A 22,568-nucleotide genomic window follows, 5' to 3' on the forward strand; every position below is an offset into this window, starting at 1 on the left:
CCTCAGCGCGCGCGGACCGGTCGTCGGGCGGGGATGGCGGCCTCACGCCGGATGCGTTCCAGCTCGGAGGGCGGGACCCTGTGCTCGGGCCCGGGTTCAAGAGGGGGCACCCAGCGCTCCGGATGCCCCAGGTCCGGCTGGATGGCAGCCAGATCCTCATCGGGCGGGAACAGGTAACGAGCAGGCCGCCCATTGTGGCGGATGATGATCTCCGAGGTGACGCGCACGTTCGGAAAGCCGCGCCTGGCCATCTCCTCCTTCATCCAACGAGCGAAGCGCACCGCCACCCGGGGGTCGTAGGCGCTCACGTTCGCCTGCATGTTGTTGATGAAGCGATCAAGCGCCACAGGTCGCTTGTTGCCCTGCTCATCGTGCACGAAATAGGCGATGCGCAAGGGGTCGCGGGTGGACACCTTCATCCGCCAGCTGAACCGCTGGCCGATGCTCGTCCAGTCCACATCCCCGGGCAGCAGCAGCCAGCGTAGCGGGAACAGCAGCTGGAAGGTGAAGTACCCGGCGAGCAGCGCCAGCACGGTACCACGGACCGCAGGTGATGCCGGAGCGGAAGGCGCGCCGCCCGAACGCACTCCTCTGCGGTCCAGGAAGGCGGCCACCTCCTCGGGGTCGAAGAACAGGATGGTGGCGGCGATCATGAAGAAGGGGAAGACGCCAATATCGTCGAAGAGCAGGTGGTTGGTGAGGTTGAAGAGCAGCACGAAGGGCAGGATGTACCGACGGGAGCGCTTCCACCAGAGCAGGGGGCCGACGGCCAGGTCGAACAGGAGTCCGCCGTAGGTGAAGAAGGCCACGACCGGCATGGAGGTGAGCAGCCCCTCCAACGCCCCACCGCGGGCGGCGGCCTCCAGGGCCGAGCGCATGGGCTGCATGTGAACGAGCCAATCCGGGTTCATCTTGGCGATGCCGCCGTAGAAGTACACGATGACCACCTGCAGCCGGAGGGCCCACCAGCACCATCGGGGCACGGTCGTGCTGGTCATCCTTGCCTTGAAGAGCAGGCGGTCCAGGCTCCACGCGCGATGCGCGGGGATCAACGTGAACAGGAACGCAAGCAGGGCGAAGAGGTAGAAGTGGTTGTTGTAGATGCAGCGATCGAGCAGCAGCACGTACGTGAAGCCCGCGAAGAACAGGACGGTGGCCACGCGATAGAGGAGACCGGCCGCGATCGCGAGCCTGCTGAACGCCATTGTGGCCAGGATGGCGTCCATGGCGGCCTTGCCGAATGGCCGCACCCAGGTGAAGCCCTCATAGGGGAACAGCACCTTCGGCCCCACCAGGCCCATGTCCACCAGCCGGATGCTGTGGTAATAGGACATCTCGTAGAAGAGCAGCCCGCCCATCAGGATGCGGAGCAAGGCCAGCGCACGGGCATCCGTGTGCTCGAAGAGTCGGTCGGTCCAGCGGGAAATGGCGGTCATGGCGCATCCAAGATGCACGATCCGTCCCGAACCACCACGGTGCGCATGGGAACCCGCACCTTTGCAGGATGGAGGAAGGAAGGCACCTGACCATCGGCGCGCGGCTCGACGGAGCCCCTTACACCACCCGCCTGACCATGCGGGGCCACACGCTGGTGGCCGACGAACCGCGGGAGGACGGCGGGCTGGACGAAGGTCCGCGGCCGCATGAGCTGCTCTGCAGCGCGCTGGCCAGCTGCACGCTGATCACCATGCGGATGTACGCCGACCGCAAGGGTTGGCCGCTCACGGCCTTGAGCGTGGAGACGCGGATGGACCGCACCTCGGCGCAGGGCGCGGTGGACACGCAGCTGCACTTGGACATCCGCATCGAGGGCGGGCTGGATCCGGACCAGCGCGCGCGGCTGATGCAGATCGCCACCCGATGCCCGGTGCACCGCACCCTGCTGAACCCGATCCACATCCACATCGCCGAACGACCATGAGCGACAAGGAGCACACCTACACCAACGGCGAGGTCACCATCGTGTGGAAGGCGTCGTTGTGCACGCATTCGCGCCGCTGCTGGACCGGCCTGCCGGAGGTCTTCAAGCCCGGGGAGCGGCCGTGGATCAAGCCCGATGGCGCGGAGACCGCGCGCATCGTCGCCCAGGTGCGGCAATGCCCCAGCGGAGCCCTGAGCCTGCGCGACGAGGCCCCGACGGCGACACCGGCCGCAGCAGCCACATCCGGGGTCTCCATCGAGCTGAGCCCGAACGGTCCGCTGCTGGTGCATGGCAAGGTGGTGGTGAAGCATCCGGACGGTCGCACGGAGGAGCGCGCCGAGCGCTGCGCGCTGTGCCGGTGCGGCCACTCGGGAAACAAGCCGTGGTGCGACGGGTCGCACCGCGCGCAGGGCTTCATCGGTTGAGCATGGACGTGCGGCACTACCTGGAACGCATCGGTTCACGCGGGATCGACCGCCCCGACCTGGAGAACCTGCGGCACCTGCACCGGGCGCATCTGCTGGCCGTGCCCTTCGAGAACCTGCACATCCGGGCGCGCATCCCCATCGAGCTCGATGTGGAGCGCCTCTTCGACAAGGTGGTGCGGCAGCGCCGGGGCGGCTTCTGCTACGAGCTGAACGGGCTCTTCGCCGAACTGCTGGAACGGCTCGGCTACACGCTGGCACGCGTGCAGGGCCAGGTGTACGAACAGCGCCGCCAGCGCTTCGGCCCACCCTTCGACCACATGGCGCTGCTGGTGACCGTGGGCGAGGACCGCTACCTGGCCGATGTGGGCTTCGGCGACCTGTTCATGGACCCGCTGCCACTGCGGGTGGATGAGCCCCTGGTGGACAACGGGCGCACCTTCCGCTTCCACCACGATGGCTCTGGACAGCTGGTGCTGAAGCGCACGAACGGCCGCGGCGATGTGCCGGTGTACCGCTTCAGCACGGACGACCATCCCTTCGCGGACTTCGCCCCGATGTGCCGGCACCACCAGACCTCGCCGCACAGCCACTTCACCCAACGCACGGTGGTGAGCCTGGCCCGGGACGACGGGCGCGTCACCCTCACGGAGCGACGCACCATCCTCACGCGCAACGGTTCGCGCGAGGAACGCAGCCACGACGAGACCGGGTTCCGCGAGGCGCTGTGGACGCATTTCGGGATGACGGTGCCGGAAGCCTTCCTCTGAGCAAGAGGGCGTCGGCTACTTTTGCCCGCCTTATCCCACCCCATGGAGATCATCCAGGAGTTCTGGTATTTCATCACGCACCTCAACGAGACCCTGCCGGTCTTCATCCACGATCACGGCGCATGGATCTACGCCCTGTTGTTCGGGATCATCTTCGTGGAGACCGGTCTGGTGGTGATGCCTTTCCTGCCGGGCGATTCGCTCCTCTTTGTGGCGGGCACGCTGGCCGCAGGCGGCATGCTGGACCTGGGCCTTCTCATCGCCCTGCTCTTTGTGGCGGCGGTGCTGGGCGACAACATCAACTACGCTGTGGGCCGCTGGTTCGGGGAACACGTGGTGGGCTGGAAGCTCTTCGGCCGGGCCTTGGTGCGACCCAAGGACCTGGACAAGACGCACGCCTATTTCGAGAAGTACGGGGTGAAGACGATCATCATCGCGCGGTTCATCCCCATCGTGCGCACCATCACCCCCTTCGTGGCCGGCGTGGGTGCCATGGACTACCGGCGGAAGTTCCTGCCCTACGATGTGCTGGGCGGCGCGCTGTGGATCGGCCTGTTGACGCTGCTGGGCTACCTCTTCGGCAACCTGCCCTTCGTGCAGAAGCACTACGAAACGGTGATCCTGGGCATCATCGGGTTGAGCGTTCTGCCCATGGTGGTGGAACTGATCCGCCAGCGGCTCAATAACCCGGCCGGTTGAGCGTTGAGCACCGCGTGGCACAGTACGGGTTGATCGGCCGCTCGCTCGGCCATTCGCGCTCTCCGGAGCTTTTCGCGTCCATCTTCGCCCGCGAAGGCCAGCCCGACGCGCAGTACGAGTTGTTCGAGCTGGACCAGGTGGATGAACTGCCCGGGCTCCTCGCAGCGCGCCCCGCGCTCCGCGGCTTGAACGTCACCATCCCCTACAAACAGGCGGTGATCCCGCTCCTGCACGGGCTGAGCGCCGAGGCGTCGGCCGTGGGCGCGGTGAACTGCATCCGGATCCGGAATGGTCATTGGATCGGCCACAACACGGACATCGATGGGTTCCGGGCCTTGATCGGTCCGCACCTGGGCACGGTGCTGGGACATGGCGGCACCGTACGGCCGCGTGCGTTGGTGCTCGGCAGCGGCGGTGCGAGCCGGGCCGTGGCCTACGTGCTGCGCGAACTCGGTCTACGGTTCCGGGTGGTGAGCCGCAGCCGCGAGCGGGGTGACCTCACCTGGGATCTGGTGGACCGCACCGTGGTGGGTGTGTGCCGCTTGATCATCAACACCACGCCGCTGGGCATGTGGCCAAAGGAGGACGAAGCCCCTGCCCTGCCCTACGAGGCGCTCACGGAGCAACACCACCTCATTGACCTGGTGTACAATCCGGAGGAGACTCTTTTTCTGCGGCGCGGCCGGGAGGCCGGCGCGGCGGTGGAGAACGGTATGGTGATGCTGCGGGAGCAGGCGGAGGCGGCGTGGCGGTTCTGGGGTGGAGCCTGAACGCAGTAAACGTATGCATGGCCATACATATGTCCAGAAAAAGGATTTCATAAGTCCCTCACGTTCATGGTGTTGCAGAAACAGCCCTTCGGTCGGTGCGACTGATTATTGCGCTATTAATTTGATAATCAAGGCCTTGAATGTATGTATGGCCATACATACTTCCTGAGCCCTCCACTCCAAGGCTGATCAGGAACCAACACGTGGCCATCTCCGATCAGATAACCGACCCGTTGCCTGACCAACCCAACATCGCCACTGCGCCTGGCCCGACCCACCTCATGGCGTGTTGCTTCCAATAGCCTGACCGCCCGCATCTCCACCCCCACGCCCACCCCCTATTTTCGCGCCCGATGTTCTCAAAGGCCTGCGAATACGGCATCCGCGCCGCAGTGTGCATCGCAGGTTGCGGCCGGGATGGTGAGCGGTTGAGCCTCAAGGCCATCGCCGAACGAACGGACAGTCCCGAGGCCTTCACGGCCAAGATCCTTCAAAAGCTCGTGCATTCTGGGCTCGTGCGCTCCGTCAAAGGTCCTGGTGGAGGATTCAGCATCTCGGAACCCGATGCACGCCGCATCCGGCTCAGCCAGATCGTCGCCTGCATCGACGGCGATGCGATCTACCGCGGTTGCGCCCTGGGACTTCCCCAGTGCAACGCCCGGAAACCCTGCCCGCTTCACGACAGTTTCCTGCAGGTGCGCGAGGATCTGCGGCACGTGCTGGAGAACACCAGCCTGCATGACCTGGTGATCGGTCTGCAGGAGGGACGCACCGTGCTCAAGCGCTGACGCGCGGATCGGTATGCGCCTCCTTCCCGGCCACGACCACCTGCCGCATCAGGGGGATCGCGACCAACATCAGCCCACCGGCAACGGCCGCACCGGCCAGCACGAACACGACGAGCACGGACATCACCGGCCGCATGATCTCCGCGTGGTCGGTCATGCCCAGGCCCACGGAACGCCAGCCCTTCAGCAGACCGGCCACGATCAGCGCCGACCACAGGACGTGGAGGGCGATGACCGCGATGCGCAGGCCTGCCCGGGGCCAGCGGCCGGCACGAACACCTTCGAACCCCGACCAATGGGCGATGCAGCCCAGCAGGATGAACGTATTGATGCCGATCGTGGCACCCATGGCGTGGGCCACCGTGATGTGCGTGCCGTGGGTGTACCGGTTGATCGCCGGCACCGACATCAGCAGGGCCAGCATCAGGTTCAGCAGCACCCAATGTTCGGCGGCGCGCAGACAGCGCTGGCTGAAGGTCGTATCGGAGGGGCCGGTCCGCGACCTCCGCAGGCCGCGCAGGATGTCGAACAGGATCAGCCATTCGGCCATGCTGATGGCATAGGCGGCATGCCGCACCCAACCGGCCGTGGGTGCATTGTAGAGGTGGTGCCCCCAGTTGAACATCAGGTTGGCCAGGCCCAGGAACCAGAACGCGTGCGCCTTCCCGCTGCGCGCCAAGGCCTCGTTGCCCGAGACGCGCACGGCGAGGTAGAGCGAGGTGCCGTAGATGAGCTGGTTCCAGGCCCCGACCATGCTGCCGTTGCTCTTCCATTGCACGGTGAGGTCGCGCAGGTAGCTGGCGCGGACCGAAGGCAGGAGCCACAGGTTCTGTTCGATGAAGGTGAACAGGAAGAAGACCACTCCTGTGGTCCACATCCACAGGTACATCGGTGCCCCGCGGCCGTGTCCCCGCAGCATCCTGAGGTGGTCGACCAGCACCAGCAGCCACGCAAGTCCGATCGGCAGGGCGAGCCACGGTGGGAACTCCCAGTACTCGCGACCACCGAACCTTCCGAGCACATAGGAAACGAGGGCTGCGAGCAACGCTCCGACCCAGAGGATCACGAACCCGTGCAGGAACCTGCGATCGGGCGTCGCGCCGACCACCTCCGAGCGCGCGGTCAGCATCACGGCCAGCGCCCCCGTGACGATCCAGAACAGGGCCGTGGTGGTGTGCAACGGCCTCAACCGTACGAACGGCAGCACTTCGGCGAGCCCGGGCACGACGAACGCCAAGCCCGCCAGTACGCCCAGCAGCAATGCGGCGATCAGAAGACCGAGCGCGATGGCCGTGATGCAGCGGACGGGCCCGTTCATGGTCGATCGATGGGGATCACGTACGTCCCGGTCCAATGCACCGCCTCCGCCGGCACCTGCGAGGTGCCGTGGCGGTCCACCCAGCGCAGGTAGGCCATGAGGTCGGTGATGGCACTGTCCGGGAGGGCATGCGCGGGCATGCGGCCGGTGCCGTACCGGATGAAGGTCCTCAACCGGGCGTCATCGCGAACGCGAACGATGTTGGTGAGGTCCGGTCCCATGTACCCTCCAAGGCCGAACAACTGATGGCAGGCCTGGCAGTTGTGCGCCTGCCAAAGACCTCGTCCACGCATCGCCGCCTGATCCGGAACGCTCCGGCGTCCGTCGAAGAGCCCGGCATAGATCGCCACGGTGTTCGCCACGAAGGCGAGCACCAACAGCACGAGCACCCCGGAGCGCCAGCGCGGAAAGGGTGCTTCGGACCTGCCCTTCATCACGATGCGAAGACACGGCTCATGTTCCCTGGAACGAATGATGCCCGTCATGTTATTCGGACATACCTGTCTGTTATTTCAGCCCCCACCGAACCACGTCCCATGCTGCGTCCGTCGCTCCTGCTATCCACCTGCGCGCTCCCGATCGTCCTGTTGGCCCAGACGATGAACCCCATGGCCGTTCCGCCCGCCTTGGAACTGGACACCTTCGATCTGGACGTGGATGAGCATGTGGTGAGCTTCTACCCCGGGGTGAACACCAGCACCTACGGGGCCAGCGCCCCCTATCTGGGCCCCACACTGATCCTGCACCAAGGCGACACCGCCCGCATCCGGGTTCACAACCACCTGAACCAGGTGACGAGCATGCACTGGCATGGCATGCGTGTGCCGGGCTGGGCCGATGGAGGGCCGCCCCGTGAGGTCCTTCCGGGTGAAACGTGGTCCGTGGAGTTCCCGGTACGGCATCCGGCGGCCACCTTCTGGTACCATCCGCACCCGGACGGGCTCACGGCGGAGCAGGCCAATCAAGGAGTGGCCGGTGCCATCGTGGTGCGCGACACGGTCGAGGCGGCCCTTGCACTGCCCCGCACCTACGGGGTGGACGACCTGCCGGTGGTGATCCAGGACCGGCGGTTCGCCCCCAACGGCAACTTCGTCTTCGCCGCTTATGGTGACTCGGTGCTGGTGAACGGAACCCCGCACGCGTATGTGGACTGCCCGGCGCAGGTGGTGCGGCTGCGGCTGCTGAACGGCAGCAACGCCCGGGTCTACCAGCTCGGCTTCGATGACGGGCGCACGTTCCACGTGATCGCCAGTGACGGCGGATTGCTGAGCGCACCGGTGCCGACGGACCGCCTACCCTTGAGCAACGGCGAGCGGGCCGAGGTGCTGTTGGACCTCACCGGCATGGAGGGCGACAGTCTGCACCTGATGAGCTTCGGCAGCGAACTGCCCGTCACCGTACCGGGTGCCAACAACCCGATCTGGGAAACGAGCGTGCTGAACGGCGTGGACTTCCAGGTGCTTCGGATCCGCGTGGGCCCGCCCACACCGGGCGCGGTGACCACGATCCCCGGTACGCTGGTGACGCTGACACCGCCTGACGAAGCCGACGCGGTGCGCACACGAACGAAGATCCTGGCGGGCATGGGCATGGTGGGCATGGGCATGTTCACCATCAACGGGCTCATGTTCAACCCGGCGGTGGTGAACGACACCATGCTCCTGGGCACCACCGAAGTATGGGAGATCGAGAACATCAGCAACATGGCCCACCCCATGCATCTGCACGGCGGCTCGTTCCACGTGCTGGACCGCGATGGTGCACCGCCTCCCCTGTGGGAACGGGGACCGAAGGACGTGGTGCTGGTGGATGCCGGGGCCAGTGTGCGCATCATCATGCGGTTCGAGGACCTGAGCGACGGATGGCCGTACATGTACCACTGCCACAACCTGATGCACGAGGACAACATGATGATGCTGCAGTACATCGTGGTGGACCTCAATACCGACCTGCCCGCCCTCGAAGCCGGGCCGGCAACGCTGTTCCCGATCCCGAGCGCCGGCGCGGTGAACTACACATGCCCCTTCGTGCCGGAGGCGTTGCGCATCACCGACGCCACCGGGCGGACCGTGCATACGGAAGGCGCGCTGCCCGCACAGGGAACCCTTGACCTGGCCCTGCCACCGGGCTCCTACTTGGCCACGTTCAGCACCGATCAACGCCGGAGCACGGCCCGGTTGGTCATTCGCTGAACGACGGGGTTCGCCGGCCGGCCCCTTCGCGCGGTGCGGCCGCGAAGTGGGAACACCACGTCCAGTGTACGGTCAATTGTTGAGCGCGCCCTGCTCGATCCAGGCCCGGATGGTGCCCAGTTCCTCGCTGCTCAGGACCGTGCCGTCGGGTGGCATGCCCAGCCCATACACATCGGTGAAGTTCACCTTGTTCCAAAGCACACTGGCATCCGGGTCGCCCGGCACGATCCTCAGCGCCGGTGCATGACCGACGCTCACCACGTTCACCAAGTTGCCATGGGCTTCCGCCACGGATAGGTCCATACCGCCCATGGGTGGGTGGCAGGTCCAGCAATGGGCCGTGAAGATGGGCAGCACTTCGGTGCTGAAATAGGCCGTATCGATGGGCTCGCCAAGCGGCTTCGGCACGGGCAGATGGAGCGGCCCCTCGTCCTTGGTGCAGGCGGAGAACAGAAGGGCCAGCGCGAGAGCGAACGGCGTGCGGTCCATGGTTCAGGGCCTGGGAAGCTTGGGGGCCTTGGGCTTCACCAACAAGGTGCGGGCGATGTTGAAGCCGAGATGGAAGAGGCCCTCATCATACCGCGATGCGGGCATGGTGTACGCACGCTGCTCCAGGATCTCCTGCCCGCTGGAGAGCACGATCTGGAAGACGTGCCCCTGCGTGGCCACCTCATAAGCGATGGCCAGGGGCTCCAGATGAGCATCGGGCCGTCGGCCCCTGAGGATCGGTGCGACCTCCACCAGGATCGAGCCCTTGGTACTGACCTTGAACCGCCCCGACACCGCGAGCGCCAGTGTGAGGTTGGGCTCCCCGATGGCCACCAGGTTGCGATGGATGGCCACCGGGGCCAATTGGAGGGAAAGCCACCGATCGAAGCGCCGGGCCACGATGAACTGCGCGTTGTAGGACAGGCGGTGCTCGAACCGGTACGCGAAGGGGGTGGTGCCGTCCGCAAAGAAGTCGCGGTCGCCCACCGTGGGAAAGTCGTCGCTCATGAGCGCCGCATTGGCCAGCACCGTCAGCGACACCGGCATTTCATCCTCCACGGTCTGCTTCAGTACGCGGAACTTGGCGCCCAGGTCCCACATCTTCCGGTTCTTCGAGCGGCCCAGTTCGAGCTGGGCGTGATCGAAGGGTGCGTACAGGAAGGAGAATCGGATGTTGGCCGGCAGGTCGAGCCCGGCGAACTGCTTCCAGGCCTGTTCATCGGTGCCCACCGTACCGAACCGGTGCTGGATCATGAACCCGAAGGAGCGCTTGCGCGGCACCACCTCCACGCTGTGGGCGTTCACCACCTGGGTGCCGGCGAAGGTGCCGGTGACGAGCTCCTGCTGTGCTTCATCCTGTGCGCAAAGGGCCCATGCGCCCAGCAGGGCGATGGTGGCCAGGGATGATCGGAGGACCGGCATGTTCATGGTTGCGCGAGGGTCCGGATGTAGTGCGCCAGTGCCCAGCGGTCCTCGCGGCTGAGCACTTGCTCGTAGGAGGCCATCTCCCCGCGGCCGTGCGTGATCTTCCAGTACAGCGCGCCATTGCTCTGCCGCTGCACCGATGCGGACCCAAGGTCGGCCGGCCTCACCTTGAGCACGGTGGCGTTCGGCCCATCACCGTGTCCTTCCATGCCGTGGCAGGTCCAGCACAACGAGCGGAACACCTTGCCCCCGCGCATGGCCGCCTTGGGATCGTCGACCATCGGGTCCTTCATGCGATCGGCCTCCGGCGGTGCCGCCCACGGCTCACCGATCCGGTCCATGGACACCATCAGGAGGGCCAGCAGCAGAATGAGGAGCGGTCGTTTCATGGTCGAGCTTGTTCGGTGGTCGCCCGCAACTTCGCCAGGGCCTGTTGGACGTGTGCGTCCGCCGGATCGAGCCGGGCGGCGGCCATCAGCTGCTCCTCGGCCTGGATCGTCCAACCGGAGCGTGCGTGCAGCACACCCAGGGTATAGCGGAGCCGACCATCGGTAGGCCGAAGGACCGTGAGCCGCTCCAGGTGCGGTACTGCGCGATCGGGCCGCCCCTGCTGCAGATGGAGGGCGCCCAGGTTGTTGCGCAACATGTCCTCCGGACCACCCTGGCGCAGGGCCTCGTCGAAATGCCGGATCGCATCGTCGATGCGGCCGGAGCGGTGCGCCAAGGCGCCGGCAGCGACCAGCAGGCCCGCATCGCCCGGCGCCCGTTCGAGGCCCGCAGCATAGGACCGTTGTGCAGCCTCCAAGTCTCCCTGGGTCTCCTGGGCAGCCCCCAAGGCCACTGCCGAACGCGCCAGCATCGACTGGCCTGTGGTGCCCGACCGGACCGCCCCAAGGGTCAGGTTCTCGGACCAGAGGCGCATGGCCGTCGTTCGATCACCTGCGGCGGCCTTCAGCTCGCCCAAGCGGAATCGCGCTTCGGCATGGCCCGGGTCATCGCTCAGGATCCCCTCGAGCAGCTCGGACGAGCGGAGCGCATCGCCCTGCAACCGGTACAAGGACGCCAACTCGAAGCGCCGGTCCGACGGTTCGATGAGACCTGCACGCAAGGCCGTGGCATAATGGTCGACCGCGCTCCGAAGGAGGTCCGGGTCCGACGCATTGGCGGCCACCCGCTCGTACATCGCCTTGCCGGCCAGGGTGTGGTACTGCACGTAGGCGCTGTGCGTGAAGAAGCAACCCAGGGCCACAACGGCGGCGGCGACGACGGTACCGGCCGGGCTCAACGAACGGTCCATCTTCAGGGTGAGGCCCCGGAACCGCACCGCTCCCTTCCGCAGAAGACGCCGACCAAGCACGAACAGCCAGGCCGTACATACCGCCAAGCCCACGGCGAGCAGAAAGGGCACCGTGTCGTACAGCCCTCGGTACACGGGCATGGCCACCAGGAAGATGGTCGCCAGGAGGACATCCTCCCCCACCGTGTTGCTGAACCGGCCTCCATAGGCTCCCATCGGGTGGCCCTTGCGGAAGAGCGGCGGCGGTCGGAAGCCGAAGCGAACCGCCCTCTCCGGGCACGCGGTGACACAATCGAGGTCCTTCAAGCACCGGGGATTGGTGACCATGCCATGCATGGCGAGTTCGCGATGCACCAGGATGTCCGATGAACAGGCCTTTGTGCAGAGCCCGCACTGGCTGCAATCCTTGGTAAGCACGATGCGGCCGGGCGCCAGCTGGTCAGCGATGCCGAAGAGGGCACCGTACGGGCAGGCCTGGAAACAGAAGCCCCGGCTGCCCAGCAGGTACACGATGAGGAACCCGCACACGAAGAAGGTGAACACGGCCACACCCGGCGGCGGCAGGTTGCGCCACAGATCATCGGTGGTGAAGGACGACCAGCGAGAGCCGCCGGCCTCCACCACGCGGATGGCTTCGGGACCCACGCCGTGCCAGAGGTGCAGCAGTTGGGGCCAGACGAACAGGTAGAACATCACCCCGATGGGCGCCCAGATGAGCGTGCGCGAACGGATGGGCTGCCGCTTGACGCGCAGCTTGTCCATGATCCAGCCGGCCGCATCCTGAAGGGCCAGGATGTGACAGCCCCAGGAGCAGAAGAAGCGGCCGAAGACCAGGGTGGCCACCATCACCACGGCCATCAGCACGAACCCGGCCGTGACGATGCCCTGGTGGATGGTATAGAGCACCTCGTTGAACTCGACCGGGGCCAGGGTGCGCCCCTTGAGCTTCCAGTGCACAAAGTGCGCGACGAAGAGCAGGTGCGCGCCGACCAGGGTGGCAACGCGCCAGTTGGCGTAGTTGGTCCTTCCCGCTCCGGCCATGTCGGTGTGTTCAGTGGATCGCGATACGGCGCGTGAACACGCGGCCATCAACGCGCAGGGAGAGCACATAGACCCCGGAAGGCAGATGACCCGGATCCATGCGGCGGATCACCCGCCCCACCGGCGCATCGAAGTGCTCGGCATGCACGCGGCGGCCCGTCAGGTCCATCAGGTCCGCCTCCACGTCGGTGGGCCGGAGCAGATGCAGCACCACCTCGAAGTGTCCGACGTTGGGGTTGGGGTACACCTCGAAGCCTCGCAGGGACAGCGGTTCGTCGATGCCGGTGCAGACCTCCACGGTGACGGGCACAGGGGTCAGCGCACTCAGGCAGCTTCCCCCGCCCACCTCCACCTCCCAGTCGTAGAAGTACGGATACTCAGTGCCGCCCCCGGACGAACCGGTGATGGTGGCCACTGTGCCGACGGCGTACGGGTAGCTGACGCCACCGGTGCTGCGCCACAGGTCGGTGGTGCCGCTCACATTGATCGAATAGTTGTTGCCCGGCAGGATGTCCCAATCGAGGTCCACCCGCGATCCGCCGACCGGCACCAGCAGCGAGCGCGAGGCGCGCAACACCCCGATGCCGTCCACCAGCTCGATGGTCCGGATGGCCGCACTGCCGGCGTAGACCTTCACGGAGGCGAGCCGGAACGAAGCCAGGGCGTCGAACTTGAGGGAACGCCCTCCGGCATGATAACCGCCGCCACCTGCATTGTTCGGCTTCCCGCCATAGATGGTGGAGCCCTGCGAGCCCAAGCGGTCGGCCACCTGGTAGGTGGTGCTGGCATAGAGGACCGGCGTGGTGAACGTGGCACCGCTCCCGAGCGGGTTGCCGAACTGGTCGAACCACTGCGGGTCCATTCCCGATGCGGTGAGCACGGCCTGCTCCCCTTCGCAGATGATGCCCCCCGCGGCGGTGGGCGCCGACGGCTGCGGCAGGGCGGTGACGGTGAAGGGCGCCGATGTGGCCGTGCCGCAATAGCTCGTGACCGTGACGGTATAGGTGCCCGGACCGACCGTGATCCGGCTCGTGGTGGCACCGGTGGACCATTGGTAGGAGGTGCCGGGGGTGGCATAGAGCTCGACCTGGTCCCCCAGGCACACAAAGGCCTGCTCATCGCAATGGATCTGCGCGACCGGGGCCGTGGGCGTCTGTTGGGTCAGCGTGTAGGGCACGGCGGTCCAGTTGTTCGTCTCGTCCGCCTCCACCACCACATCCAGCGGATCGGACTCCATCACGATCCAGTACGCCCCGTTGCAGGTACCACTGGGGATGTCGATCCACATGCCGTCGAGGTATTCGCTGTACACATCGGTGTACCCCGATGAGATGCCCTGCCGGGTCATGCTGCACCCATAGGACCCGCCCAGCCCGAGGTTGGGGAGATCCGAGCCGGTGAGGGTGGTGCCCGCGTTGTACACCGTATTGTCGTCCTTGCAGTGATGGAGGGCCGCACCGGCGTTGCAGCTATGGTAGTCCATCAGGCAGTACCCGAGCTTGTAACCCTGGCCCACGATGGGCCACAGGCGCGGATCGCTGACACCCGCCTCCTGCATGCGCAGGCTGAAGATGCCCCACTGGTCGTAGTGGGTATGCCCGTGGGTGGGGTGGTAGGTCATGCCCTGCGGCATCACCCGCTCGGTGGAGGTCATCACCGCCCCGTTCTTGTGGAAGATGCGCTGGGTGGTGAGCTGCTTGGCGGTTCCGCCGTCGGGACAGGCGAACTGTTGCTGGGCCGACGGGTCGTAGACCATGAAGGTGTCCACCCCGCACACGAAGCGCCGGTAGCCGTTCAGGTCCACACCGCGCACCTCCAACGGACCGTATCCGATGTTCGGTGTCGAGCTGGTGATGTAGATGCGCCCGGGATCCTCGTTGGGGCCGCTGAGGTAATTGAGCGCGGCGTGCCAGGAGGTGGTCATGTCCGGCAGCAGATCGCAATCCGTCCCCTGCCCTGGCGGGCACTGGCACGAAGTGGCATTGCTCGTGGTGCATTGCGCATCCGCCCCGATCGGGCAGAGGAGCAACAGGGCGAACGGGAGTAGCGGACGTTGGTGCATCGGGGATGGTTTGGCTAGGGCCAAGGTGCGCCCGATCCCTGTCCATTAATATGATATGTATCATGTTTTACATCACCGCCTCCCCACCGGGCATCCCACCGCGGCCGACACCTCGTGCCATTGCCCCCCGCGCGATAAGCCGGCCAACGCACCCTCGCATGATCCGGGGACGGAAGGCCCGTACCGTCCGGCGGGAGCGGAACGATGCGGGCCCGGGCGCTGCCACCTGAACACGCTCCCGTGCACACCCTCACCGGTCCTGAACGGATCGCTCCCGGAAGCGGATGCACGGTTTGGCGAACAGTATGATTCATATCATAGTTTTACCCTCAACGATCCCGCCACTTTGCGGTCATGGACACACGCACCCCGCACCCTCGTCTCCCGGAGATCGTTCTCCTTCTCGCCCTGCCCCTGCTTGTGGCTCTTTCGGGCTGCGCCAAGGAAGATGAGGACCCGCCCGGCACAGCGGATCCGGTGCAGCCGGCGACCATCACGCTTCGGCTGGAACACCACGCCGACGGTGTTCCCCTGTTGTTCGACACGGTGCTCTATGCCACCGCGGCGGGCCATACCTATTCCGTGAGCCGCCTGGAGTACTACATCACCGCGATCGAACTGTTGACCGCGGACAGCACCGATGTGGAGCCGGTGGTCGCCGGTCCGTTCCTGGTCAATGCGCGCAACACGACCACCTTCGACCTGGGCCCGCTTCCCCCAGGCAACTACACGGGAGTGAGGCTCCGGCTGGGCCTGACCCCGGACCTGAACCTCACCGGTGCCCTGCCCAACACGCTGGAGAACGTGAACATGGCCTGGCCCGACGGCATGGGCGGTGGGTATCACTTCATGAAGTTCGAGGGGCACTTCCTGAACGGAGGCGTTCCCACCGGCTACGCCATTCACCTGGGGCGGAACGAGAACCTGCCGACCTGCCATGCGCAGGGGGGCCTCCTGCTGGACGGCTCGGCGCGCACCCTGGTCGCGCGCTTCAACATGAACGAGGTCTTCCGCACCCCGCACACCTACGACCTGTCTACCGGAAGCTATTCGATGGGAAGCATGATGCTGATGGGGCTCCTGCGCGACAACTGCGCCGACGTCTTCACCGTGGCCATCGAGCCATGAGGGCCTTGGCCACCATCGGCGGGGTGGCGGCGGTGGTGCTCCTTGGCGCCACGGGATGTCGTCGCGATGCGTCAGAGGACCCGGTTTCCGATGCTCCGACCACCACGCCCTACGCGTTGGAGCACCCCTCCTACTTCCCGGTGCCGGTGATCCCGGCCTCCGCTCCCTTGACGGTGGAAGGCATCGCTCTGGGCCGACGGCTGTACTACGACACGTACCTCTCGCGCAACGGGCCGTTCGAAGGCCTTGCGTGCGCCAGTTGCCATGACCAGAGCCGCTCCTTCACGGTGCCCACGTCAGGGACGAACGTGCTGGCCCATGTGAACCTGGCCTGGAGCTCGAACTTCCTGTGGAACGGCAAGGTGACCGGCACGCTGGAGGACGTGATGCGTTTCGAGGTGGAGGAGTTCTTCCAGGTGGATGTGGCCGAGCTGAACGCACACGCGGAATATCCGTTGCTCTTCCAGAAGGTCTTCGGCGCCGGCGACATCACGGGCGATCGCGTGGTCGGCGCCCTGGCCCAATGGTTCCGACGCCTGACCTCCACCAACAGCAGGCTCGACAAGCACCTGCGGGGCGAGATCATCCTCACCCCATCAGAGATGAACGGCGCCATGCTCTTCCTTTCGGAGAAGGGCGATTGCTTCCACTGCCACCCCACGCCCCTGATGACCGACAACGGCTTCCACAACAACGGGCTCTCCTCGACCTTCGCCGGCCTCGATGTGGGACGTTACGCCATTACGGGCGCCCCGATGGACCTCGGCGCCTTCAAGAGCCCCACCCTGCGCAACATCGCGCTGACGGCGCCATACATGCACGATGGCCGCTTCCAGACGCTGGAGGATGTGGTGGAATTCTACAACAGCGGGGTACAGCACTCGGCAAGCCTCGACCCCCTGATGACCAAGCCGGGGCCGAGCCTCACCCTGGGGCTGACCCCGCAGGAGAAGGCGGACCTGGTGAGCTTCCTGCATGCGCTCACGGACGACACCTTCATCACGGACCCCGCGTTGGGGAGCCCGTTCTGAGCGGTGCGTCCGATTCGGTCGCCCACCTACATTCGCCCCCGATGGGCGAGGGCATGAACGGAGACCATCAGCGCCTGGATGAGCTGATCAAGGCGCATTGCAGTGCGGAATGGCGCAGGCGGTTGCGCGACCACAACATCCAGGTGGGCTATGCGAAGGGAGAGGCGGTCTTCAGCAGCGGCCAGAAGGCCGATCGGATGTTTATGGTCCATCACGGCAGGGTGAAGGTGGTGGCGGACATCGGCAAGGGCCAGGGCCGCATCATCCGTCTGGCCGGCGACGGGGAGATGCTCGGGCACCGAGCCCTGGGCCAGAAGCCCACGTATACGGCCGGCGCCATCGCCCTGGTGCCCACCGTGATGAACGTGATCCCGATGGCGCTCTTTCTGGAGACCTTGCGTGAGAACCCGCGGTTCTGCTACCACTTCCTGCTGCGGTTCGCGGCGGAAATGCGGCTGCTGGACCAGCATCTGCGCGACCTGCGGACCATGGACGTGGCGCAGCGTGTGGTGAGGGTCCTGCTGATCTGCCGCGACACCTTCGGCATGGATGCCCGGGATCGCCGACAGCTGGCCTACACCCTGCCGCGACGCGACATCGCCTCCATGGCGGACACCACCTACGAATCCGTGGTGCGCAGCCTCTCCAGCCTGCAGCAGGAAGGGCTCATCGAACTGGTCGGCAAGAACGTACGCCTGTGCAAGCCCATGGCGTTGGAGAAGCTGTTGGGCCGGGGGGTGGCGGGATGATCCGCCCCGTGCCGGTGTTCACCCGCGTGAGGGGGCGAAGCGGCAGCTTGCCGCAGGGCCGGCCCGGCAGCGCACGCGGCGAGGAGGCTGCGAGGAACGAGCAGACCCCGGAGCCGGAGCCACACCCGCAGAGCCGAGGGCGCTAAAGCGGATGACCCGGCCTGTGCGTTGGCAAGGAGCGTGAGCTAAGGGACACGCCCTACCCTAGATCTGCTCGAAATGCGCGGTGAAGTGCCTGAGGAAACGCGGCTCCTTGATGATGCGGCAGCCGCGCACCTGCTCGCGGGTGCGCATGATCTCCTCGAAGGTCTCGGCCACGTATTCCATGTGGCTCTGGGTGTATACGCGGCGCGGGATGGCCAGGCGCACCAGTTCCATGGGCGAGGGCTTCAGTGAACCATCGGGCAGGTAGGTGCCGAACATGACCGAGCCGATCTCCACGCTGCGGATGCCGCCCAGCCGGTAGAGCTCGCACACCAGCGCCTGGCCGGGGTAATGCTGCGGCGGGATGTGCGGATAGAGGGACTTGGCATCGATGTACACCGCGTGGCCCGCTGCGGAGCGAAATGGCGGTACCCCCATGGAAGCAACTGCTCGCCCTGCCAAGTGGTGCTGGGGTTGCGGTAGTCCTGGCAGTGGGCATCAGGCCGATGCCGCCCAGGTGACCAATGTCACTGTACAGGTATGTTAGTGTTCACTTACTTTGTGCCGTTCAAACAGATCACGATCATGAACGGACAACGGAACATCGCCATCGGCTTCCTCACCATGGGGGCCTTCATGCTCTACGGCTTCCTGCTCATCTACCTGCGCGACTTCGCCCCCGACAAGCAGGCGTGGGTGGACAGCTACAGTGTGGGCAAGCACTTCGAGGCACGCCTGGCCCATGTGCATGGCAACCTCTTCGCCTTCCTCAATGTGGTGATGGGCTACCTGCTGCTCCACTTCGGCGAACGGCTGCGATGGTCCGCGCTCACGTCCTGGCTGGGGCTCATCGGCCTCCTGATGCCCCTCGGCATCCTCGCTGAAGTTTATCTGGGTGCACCTCCCGTGTTCGTCCTCATCGGCGCGCTGGCCATGACCGCTTCGGTCTTCCTGCTCGGCACAGCCTTCTTCAACCTCAAGCCACACCATGGACATTAAGCCGCGCCAACTGGAGATCATCGAAGCCGCCGGACAACTGGTGACCGAAGATGGTTTCGCAGCGCTCACCACCAAACGCTTGGCCGAACGCATGCACTTCACAGAAGCGGCGCTCTACCGGCACTTCAAGAGCAAGGAGGAGATCCTGGTGACCATGTTGAACCACCTTGCCGAGAACATCGATGAGCGGCTTGGGCATTTGGCCGACGAGCATGCGGACCCGGTGGAGCGCGTCCGGGCCATGTTCGACAGCCAGTTCACCTACTTCCAGAAGAACCCGCAATACCTGATGGCCATTTTCGCCACGGGAATGCTGGAAGCCTCACACGGCATCGATACCGGCATCGAGCGCATCATGGTGGTAAAGCGCCGCCACCTGCTAAACGCCATCAAAGACGGGCAACGATCGGGTGTCTTCACCTCGGACCACTCGGCCGAAACGCTCGGTCACATCCTCATGGGCACCTTCCGCCTGCACATGCTGCAATGGCGCATGAGCGGCCGCTCCTTCGATGTGCGCCGGAAAGGCATGTCCCTCATCGCTGCCACCCTGAACCTCATCACCCGCTGAGCCGCCATGGGAATCAGTAAGCTTACACGCATCGCCCTCGGCCTAGTGGTCATCGCGTTCGGCGCGCTCACACTCTTCCTGAGCGCCTCCGTGCTGCTGGACCTCTTCGGTATCCGCGAACGCGAGTCGCCTTATGTGCCTGCGGTGGTGATCGCCAACCTGTTCGCGTCCCTTCTGTACCTACCTGCCGGTGCAGGCCTGCTGATGAAGCGACGCTGGTCCGCCCCGCTGTTAGCTACCGCTGTGGGCGTACTGCTCGTGGGCGCCTTGCTCCTCGCCTTGCACATCACGGAAGGCGGTGCATACCGTACGGCCACCATTGGGGCGCTCACGTTCCGGACGCTGCTCACATGGGCCTTCCACCTCCTGGCGCGCCGGGCCTTGCGCTACACTGAACAACCTGCTGAACCTACGCACGCATGAACCGCATCTTACTTCCCCTCCTCCTCCTGGCGATCGCCGCGTTCTATGGCAGCTGTGGTGAACACACCCACGAGGCCGCTGCACACGCCGACCACACGACCAGCCCAGCGGACAGCACCCCGGCTACGGACCACGACGCACTGCCCCCCGTTACCCTCAACAACGGCCTGCGCTGGCAAGCCAATCCGGAGACCACCGCGGGCATTGCCAACATGGTGGGCATACTCGCTGCCTACGATCCATCGACCGGTGACCCCAAGGCGCTGAAGGCCGCACTGGAGGAGGAGTTCGGGCTCATTTTCGAGCGTTGCACCATGACCGGCGAAGCGCACAACCAGTTGCACAACTACTTACTACCCATCCACCACCAGCTGCGCGAGTTTGAGGCCACCGACGTACAACGCAACGCCTTGGGCGAGCACTTGGCAGCGTACGGCAACTACTTTGAATGATGCGCCTGGTCAGCTCCATACGGCCCTTCCCGGGCGCGGCGATGTTAGCCTGGTCACTCGTTGCCACTGCACAGCAACCCACCTCCGTGCTGTCGCTGCAGGCGTGCATCGACCAGGCGCTGGTCAACGACCAACGTGTGCGCGCTGCGGAGATCGACCAACGCATGGCCGGGGCGCGGGTGGACGAGCAACGCGCCGGCCTGTTGCCCAAGGTGCGGGCGCTGGCGGATATGCGGCACTATGCGCAGTTGCCCTATCAACTGCTTCCCTCTTCCTTCTTCGGTGGTCCCGAAGGCGTGTACCGCGAGATCCAGTTCGGCACACCGGACAACATTTCCATGAACGTGCAGGCCCAGTTGCCTTTGGTGGATGTAGGTAGCTGGGAGAGCATCCATGTGGCGCGCGAGGCGGAACGCCTGGCTGGCATCCAACGCGAACGCGGCCGCGAAGAGGTGGTGCTGGATGTGAGCAATGCGTACTACAATGCCCAGGTGCTCCAGGCACGCCGCACGTTCCTGGACAGCAACCTGCAGAGCACCGAGGCCATGCTCCGGAACGTGGAACTGCTCCACGCGCAACTGCTGGCGCGGGGCACCGATGTAGATCGGCTACGACTGCAACGCGACCAATTGCGCACCCAGCTTGAACGCGTGGGGGCCCAACAGGAACAGGTGCTCGACCTCATGCGCCTGATGATGGGCCTCCCGCCCGATGCGCCGTTGGCCACAGAACCTGCTTCGCCGTCCGCGAACCCTGCACCGGCAACACCAAGACCCACCGCCGGACTGCGCCTCGCCGAACAGACCATGCTGCTCCGTCATGCGGAGATCCGCCTGTTGAAACGATCGCGCCTGCCTTCCCTCCAAGGCTATGGTTTGCTGGGCAACACCGGCTTCGGCCCCATCGGCAGCGAGGGTCGCTACGACTTCTATCCCGTAAGCTACTTCGGAGCCACCCTGCAAGTGCCTCTCTTCAATGGCACGGTGATCACCCGCAAGGTGGCACAGAAGGAACTGGAGTTGGAACGCGCCGGTCTGCTGCGCGATGCGGTGGCCGACCGTGAAGGCTTGGAACAACGACGCGCCGCGCGTGACGAGGCCCTTGCCTTCCGTACGCTCGCTGATGCGGAAGCGCAGCTCACACTGGCTGACCGCATCCGCCGCAGCACTCTGCTGCAACATGCGGAAGGGGTGGCAACGCTCACCGACCTGCTGCTGGCCGACCAGGCCGTGCGTGAAGGCCAACAGCTGTACATCGATGCCTTGGTGCAACTGCGCAAGGCCCAACTGGAACTGGCGCGCCTCAACGGCACGCTGCTGAACGAACGCCCATGAAACGCTGGATGCTCTGGATCGGATTGATCGCCTTGCTGGCGCTCACCGTGGTGAAACTGGCCCTGAACAAGCGGACGGTGATCGAACGCGTGTACCGGCACGACAAGCACGCCCCCGTGCATGTAACTGTTGAAGCCGTGCTGGCAGGGAGAGGTGGGCAAGGGCCGCGATATGGCGGCACCATTGTGCCGGTGCGCGAAGGACGCGTAATGGCCGAGGTGCCAGGTCGCGTGCTACACGTTGCCGTCCGCGAGGGTCAGCAGGTGCGCAAGGGCGACCTGCTCGCACAGCTCGACGGTGAATTGCTGCGCCTACAGCAAGAAGCGGCACTGGTCCAGGTGGCGGCGCTTGAAAAGGACCTAGCGCGCTATCGCGTGCTCACCGCCGCTGATGCGGTGCAAGGAGTTCAGCTGGAGAAGACCGAACAGGCCCTGCACAGTGCGCGCATCCAACTGGCAAACGTTACCGAGCAGCTCCAACGCACCACCATCCGCGCGCCCTTCGATGGCGAGGTGACCCAACTGTTGGTGCAGGAGGGTTCGGTGGTGGCGCCGTCCATGCCCGTGGCCACGCTCAGTGACCCGCGCGAGTTGGAGGTGCTGCTCCACGTCAACGAGAAGGATGTCGCCCAGTTCCAGCATGGACAGACCGTGCAGGTGACCATGGGTGATCGGTCCACACCATTCACCGGTACGGTACACAGCATCGGCCGGCGAGGCGATGTGGCGAACCGTTTCCCCGTGCGCATCGCACTGTCGGCCGACACCCGCATCGTGGCCGGGATGTCCACAACGGTGATACTGCCCAACTCCACAACAGTTGATCAGGTTACCATTCCGGCCCGTGCTCTTTTGGGCTCCGCCATCGAACCGGAGGTGTATGTGGTGCGCGACAGTGTGGCCCGCCGCATGCCCATTGCGGTGGCCACCGCCGGCGATGGAAGGATGATCGTGCAGCGGGGGCTTACGGCAGGCGACCTCGTTGTGACCAGCGGTGCCGTGAGCCTGCACGATGGCGCCCGTGTGACCTACCGATGAACAA

At 65.4% G+C, this 22,568-nt stretch carries 25 protein-coding genes; 16 read left to right on the top strand and 9 right to left on the bottom strand.

What is annotated here, in order from left to right; genetic code table 11:
• Positions 1-2: 2 nt before the first annotated feature.
• Entirely contained in the window at positions 3-1,436 is a 1,434-nt protein-coding gene (locus IPM49_03710) for an HTTM domain-containing protein (GenBank protein ID MBK9273629.1), read from the bottom strand.
• A 68-nt stretch (positions 1,437-1,504) separates the two neighbouring features.
• On the opposite strand from IPM49_03710, the gene IPM49_03715 reads away from it, so the two are divergent.
• From IPM49_03715 to IPM49_03740, 6 genes are all read left to right on the top strand, one after another.
• Positions 1,505-1,921, top strand: a complete 417-nt coding sequence (locus tag IPM49_03715) for an OsmC family protein (GenBank protein MBK9273630.1) — start codon at positions 1,505-1,507, stop codon at positions 1,919-1,921.
• Positions 1,918-2,346 carry a (4Fe-4S)-binding protein gene (locus IPM49_03720; protein MBK9273631.1) on the top strand — a complete coding sequence of 143 codons (429 nt, stop codon included), beginning with the start codon at positions 1,918-1,920 and terminating at the stop codon, positions 2,344-2,346. The genes IPM49_03715 and IPM49_03720 overlap by 4 nt, the downstream gene beginning before the upstream one ends.
• Before the next feature lie 2 nt (positions 2,347-2,348).
• Complete coding sequence (locus IPM49_03725) at positions 2,349-3,116, top strand: arylamine N-acetyltransferase (protein ID MBK9273632.1); 768 nt, start codon at positions 2,349-2,351, stop codon at positions 3,114-3,116.
• A gap of 42 nt (positions 3,117-3,158) precedes the next feature.
• On the top strand, positions 3,159-3,815 hold the full coding sequence (locus IPM49_03730) for a VTT domain-containing protein (protein ID MBK9273633.1): 657 nt from the start codon (positions 3,159-3,161) through the stop codon (positions 3,813-3,815).
• Between the two features lie 14 nt (positions 3,816-3,829).
• Positions 3,830-4,585 (top strand): shikimate dehydrogenase, encoded by a 756-nt coding sequence (locus tag IPM49_03735; GenBank protein ID MBK9273634.1) that lies wholly within the window; start codon positions 3,830-3,832, stop codon positions 4,583-4,585.
• Positions 4,586-4,938: 353 nt separating this feature from the next.
• Positions 4,939-5,373 carry an Rrf2 family transcriptional regulator gene (locus tag IPM49_03740; GenBank protein MBK9273635.1) on the top strand — a complete coding sequence of 145 codons (435 nt, stop codon included), beginning with the start codon at positions 4,939-4,941 and terminating at the stop codon, positions 5,371-5,373.
• Here IPM49_03740 and IPM49_03745 read toward each other — a convergent pair.
• Both IPM49_03745 and IPM49_03750 read right to left on the bottom strand, forming a co-directional pair.
• A complete protein-coding gene (locus tag IPM49_03745; protein ID MBK9273636.1) occupies positions 5,363-6,691 on the bottom strand; it encodes a cbb3-type cytochrome c oxidase subunit I in 1,329 nt (442 codons plus the stop codon). The genes IPM49_03740 and IPM49_03745 overlap by 11 nt on opposite strands.
• Positions 6,688-7,125, bottom strand: coding sequence for a cytochrome c (locus tag IPM49_03750; protein ID MBK9273637.1), 438 nt, complete (start codon positions 7,123-7,125; stop codon positions 6,688-6,690). The genes IPM49_03745 and IPM49_03750 overlap by 4 nt, the downstream gene beginning before the upstream one ends.
• A gap of 102 nt (positions 7,126-7,227) precedes the next feature.
• Between IPM49_03750 and IPM49_03755 the strand changes: the two genes are divergently transcribed.
• On the top strand, positions 7,228-8,883 hold the full coding sequence (locus tag IPM49_03755) for a multicopper oxidase domain-containing protein (GenBank protein ID MBK9273638.1): 1,656 nt from the start codon (positions 7,228-7,230) through the stop codon (positions 8,881-8,883).
• 72 nt (positions 8,884-8,955) lie between these two features.
• Here the strand turns inward: IPM49_03755 and IPM49_03760 are convergent, their stop codons facing one another.
• The 5 genes from IPM49_03760 to IPM49_03780 are packed head-to-tail and all read right to left on the bottom strand — an operon-like array spanning position 8,956 to position 14,696.
• Positions 8,956-9,372: a hypothetical protein gene (locus IPM49_03760; GenBank protein MBK9273639.1), complete on the bottom strand. Its 417-nt coding sequence runs from the start codon at positions 9,370-9,372 to the stop codon at positions 8,956-8,958.
• A gap of 3 nt (positions 9,373-9,375) precedes the next feature.
• A complete protein-coding gene (locus tag IPM49_03765) occupies positions 9,376-10,299 on the bottom strand; it encodes a hypothetical protein (GenBank protein MBK9273640.1) in 924 nt (307 codons plus the stop codon).
• Positions 10,296-10,685 (bottom strand): cytochrome c, encoded by a 390-nt coding sequence (locus IPM49_03770; protein MBK9273641.1) that lies wholly within the window; start codon positions 10,683-10,685, stop codon positions 10,296-10,298. The genes IPM49_03765 and IPM49_03770 overlap by 4 nt, the downstream gene beginning before the upstream one ends.
• Entirely contained in the window at positions 10,682-12,634 is a 1,953-nt protein-coding gene (locus IPM49_03775) for a tetratricopeptide repeat protein (protein MBK9273642.1), read from the bottom strand. Before IPM49_03775 ends, IPM49_03770 begins: the two co-directional genes overlap by 4 nt.
• A 10-nt stretch (positions 12,635-12,644) precedes the next feature.
• On the bottom strand, positions 12,645-14,696 hold the full coding sequence (locus IPM49_03780) for a T9SS type A sorting domain-containing protein (protein ID MBK9273643.1): 2,052 nt from the start codon (positions 14,694-14,696) through the stop codon (positions 12,645-12,647).
• 354 nt (positions 14,697-15,050) lie between these two features.
• On the opposite strand from IPM49_03780, the gene IPM49_03785 reads away from it, so the two are divergent.
• The 3 genes from IPM49_03785 to IPM49_03795 are packed head-to-tail and all read left to right on the top strand — an operon-like array spanning position 15,051 to position 17,604.
• On the top strand, positions 15,051-15,824 hold the full coding sequence (locus IPM49_03785; protein MBK9273644.1) for a hypothetical protein: 774 nt from the start codon (positions 15,051-15,053) through the stop codon (positions 15,822-15,824).
• On the top strand, positions 15,821-16,855 hold the full coding sequence (locus IPM49_03790) for a c-type cytochrome (GenBank protein ID MBK9273645.1): 1,035 nt from the start codon (positions 15,821-15,823) through the stop codon (positions 16,853-16,855). The genes IPM49_03785 and IPM49_03790 overlap by 4 nt, the downstream gene beginning before the upstream one ends.
• Before the next feature lie 41 nt (positions 16,856-16,896).
• On the top strand, positions 16,897-17,604 hold the full coding sequence (locus tag IPM49_03795) for a Crp/Fnr family transcriptional regulator (GenBank protein MBK9273646.1): 708 nt from the start codon (positions 16,897-16,899) through the stop codon (positions 17,602-17,604).
• Positions 17,605-17,808: 204 nt separating this feature from the next.
• Here the strand turns inward: IPM49_03795 and IPM49_03800 are convergent, their stop codons facing one another.
• Positions 17,809-18,186, bottom strand: coding sequence for a hypothetical protein (locus IPM49_03800; GenBank protein ID MBK9273647.1), 378 nt, complete (start codon positions 18,184-18,186; stop codon positions 17,809-17,811).
• A 147-nt stretch (positions 18,187-18,333) separates the two neighbouring features.
• On the opposite strand from IPM49_03800, the gene IPM49_03805 reads away from it, so the two are divergent.
• From IPM49_03805 to IPM49_03830, 6 genes are read left to right on the top strand one after another with little or no spacing between them, the layout of a single operon-like run.
• On the top strand, positions 18,334-18,747 hold the full coding sequence (locus IPM49_03805) for a hypothetical protein (protein ID MBK9273648.1): 414 nt from the start codon (positions 18,334-18,336) through the stop codon (positions 18,745-18,747).
• Positions 18,737-19,318 carry a TetR/AcrR family transcriptional regulator gene (locus IPM49_03810; GenBank protein MBK9273649.1) on the top strand — a complete coding sequence of 194 codons (582 nt, stop codon included), beginning with the start codon at positions 18,737-18,739 and terminating at the stop codon, positions 19,316-19,318. The genes IPM49_03805 and IPM49_03810 overlap by 11 nt, the downstream gene beginning before the upstream one ends.
• 6 nt (positions 19,319-19,324) lie before the next feature.
• A complete protein-coding gene (locus IPM49_03815; GenBank protein MBK9273650.1) occupies positions 19,325-19,741 on the top strand; it encodes a hypothetical protein in 417 nt (138 codons plus the stop codon).
• On the top strand, positions 19,738-20,193 hold the full coding sequence (locus IPM49_03820) for a hypothetical protein (protein MBK9273651.1): 456 nt from the start codon (positions 19,738-19,740) through the stop codon (positions 20,191-20,193). The genes IPM49_03815 and IPM49_03820 overlap by 4 nt, the downstream gene beginning before the upstream one ends.
• Positions 20,190-21,527 (top strand): TolC family protein, encoded by a 1,338-nt coding sequence (locus IPM49_03825; protein ID MBK9273652.1) that lies wholly within the window; start codon positions 20,190-20,192, stop codon positions 21,525-21,527. The genes IPM49_03820 and IPM49_03825 overlap by 4 nt, the downstream gene beginning before the upstream one ends.
• Positions 21,524-22,564, top strand: coding sequence for an efflux RND transporter periplasmic adaptor subunit (locus tag IPM49_03830; protein MBK9273653.1), 1,041 nt, complete (start codon positions 21,524-21,526; stop codon positions 22,562-22,564). Before IPM49_03825 ends, IPM49_03830 begins: the two co-directional genes overlap by 4 nt.
• Positions 22,565-22,568 lie beyond the last annotated feature (4 nt).

The sequence above is a fragment of the Flavobacteriales bacterium genome, assembly GCA_016715895.1.
GTDB lineage: Bacteria > Bacteroidota > Bacteroidia > Flavobacteriales_F > PHOS-HE28 > PHOS-HE28.

Coding starts and splice junctions, on each gene's coding strand:
- IPM49_03830 (MBK9273653.1), top strand. CDS start 21,524: ATGAAACGCTGGATGCTCTGGATCGGATTGATCGCCTTGCTGGCGCTC.
- IPM49_03715 (MBK9273630.1), top strand. CDS start 1,505: ATGGAGGAAGGAAGGCACCTGACCATCGGCGCGCGGCTCGACGGAGCC.
- IPM49_03795 (MBK9273646.1), top strand. CDS start 16,897: ATGGGCGAGGGCATGAACGGAGACCATCAGCGCCTGGATGAGCTGATC.
- IPM49_03730 (MBK9273633.1), top strand. CDS start 3,159: ATGGAGATCATCCAGGAGTTCTGGTATTTCATCACGCACCTCAACGAG.
- IPM49_03725 (MBK9273632.1), top strand. CDS start 2,349: ATGGACGTGCGGCACTACCTGGAACGCATCGGTTCACGCGGGATCGAC.
- IPM49_03765 (MBK9273640.1), bottom strand. CDS start 10,299: ATGAACATGCCGGTCCTCCGATCATCCCTGGCCACCATCGCCCTGCTG.
- IPM49_03710 (MBK9273629.1), bottom strand. CDS start 1,436: ATGACCGCCATTTCCCGCTGGACCGACCGACTCTTCGAGCACACGGAT.
- IPM49_03820 (MBK9273651.1), top strand. CDS start 19,738: ATGAACCGCATCTTACTTCCCCTCCTCCTCCTGGCGATCGCCGCGTTC.
- IPM49_03800 (MBK9273647.1), bottom strand. CDS start 18,186: ATGGGGGTACCGCCATTTCGCTCCGCAGCGGGCCACGCGGTGTACATC.
- IPM49_03780 (MBK9273643.1), bottom strand. CDS start 14,696: ATGCACCAACGTCCGCTACTCCCGTTCGCCCTGTTGCTCCTCTGCCCG.
- IPM49_03815 (MBK9273650.1), top strand. CDS start 19,325: ATGGGAATCAGTAAGCTTACACGCATCGCCCTCGGCCTAGTGGTCATC.
- IPM49_03745 (MBK9273636.1), bottom strand. CDS start 6,691: ATGAACGGGCCCGTCCGCTGCATCACGGCCATCGCGCTCGGTCTTCTG.
- IPM49_03760 (MBK9273639.1), bottom strand. CDS start 9,372: ATGGACCGCACGCCGTTCGCTCTCGCGCTGGCCCTTCTGTTCTCCGCC.
- IPM49_03825 (MBK9273652.1), top strand. CDS start 20,190: ATGATGCGCCTGGTCAGCTCCATACGGCCCTTCCCGGGCGCGGCGATG.
- IPM49_03810 (MBK9273649.1), top strand. CDS start 18,737: ATGGACATTAAGCCGCGCCAACTGGAGATCATCGAAGCCGCCGGACAA.
- IPM49_03740 (MBK9273635.1), top strand. CDS start 4,939: ATGTTCTCAAAGGCCTGCGAATACGGCATCCGCGCCGCAGTGTGCATC.
- IPM49_03775 (MBK9273642.1), bottom strand. CDS start 12,634: ATGGCCGGAGCGGGAAGGACCAACTACGCCAACTGGCGCGTTGCCACC.
- IPM49_03805 (MBK9273648.1), top strand. CDS start 18,334: ATGAACGGACAACGGAACATCGCCATCGGCTTCCTCACCATGGGGGCC.
- IPM49_03770 (MBK9273641.1), bottom strand. CDS start 10,685: ATGAAACGACCGCTCCTCATTCTGCTGCTGGCCCTCCTGATGGTGTCC.
- IPM49_03790 (MBK9273645.1), top strand. CDS start 15,821: ATGAGGGCCTTGGCCACCATCGGCGGGGTGGCGGCGGTGGTGCTCCTT.
- IPM49_03755 (MBK9273638.1), top strand. CDS start 7,228: ATGCTGCGTCCGTCGCTCCTGCTATCCACCTGCGCGCTCCCGATCGTC.
- IPM49_03750 (MBK9273637.1), bottom strand. CDS start 7,125: ATGAAGGGCAGGTCCGAAGCACCCTTTCCGCGCTGGCGCTCCGGGGTG.
- IPM49_03720 (MBK9273631.1), top strand. CDS start 1,918: ATGAGCGACAAGGAGCACACCTACACCAACGGCGAGGTCACCATCGTG.
- IPM49_03785 (MBK9273644.1), top strand. CDS start 15,051: ATGGACACACGCACCCCGCACCCTCGTCTCCCGGAGATCGTTCTCCTT.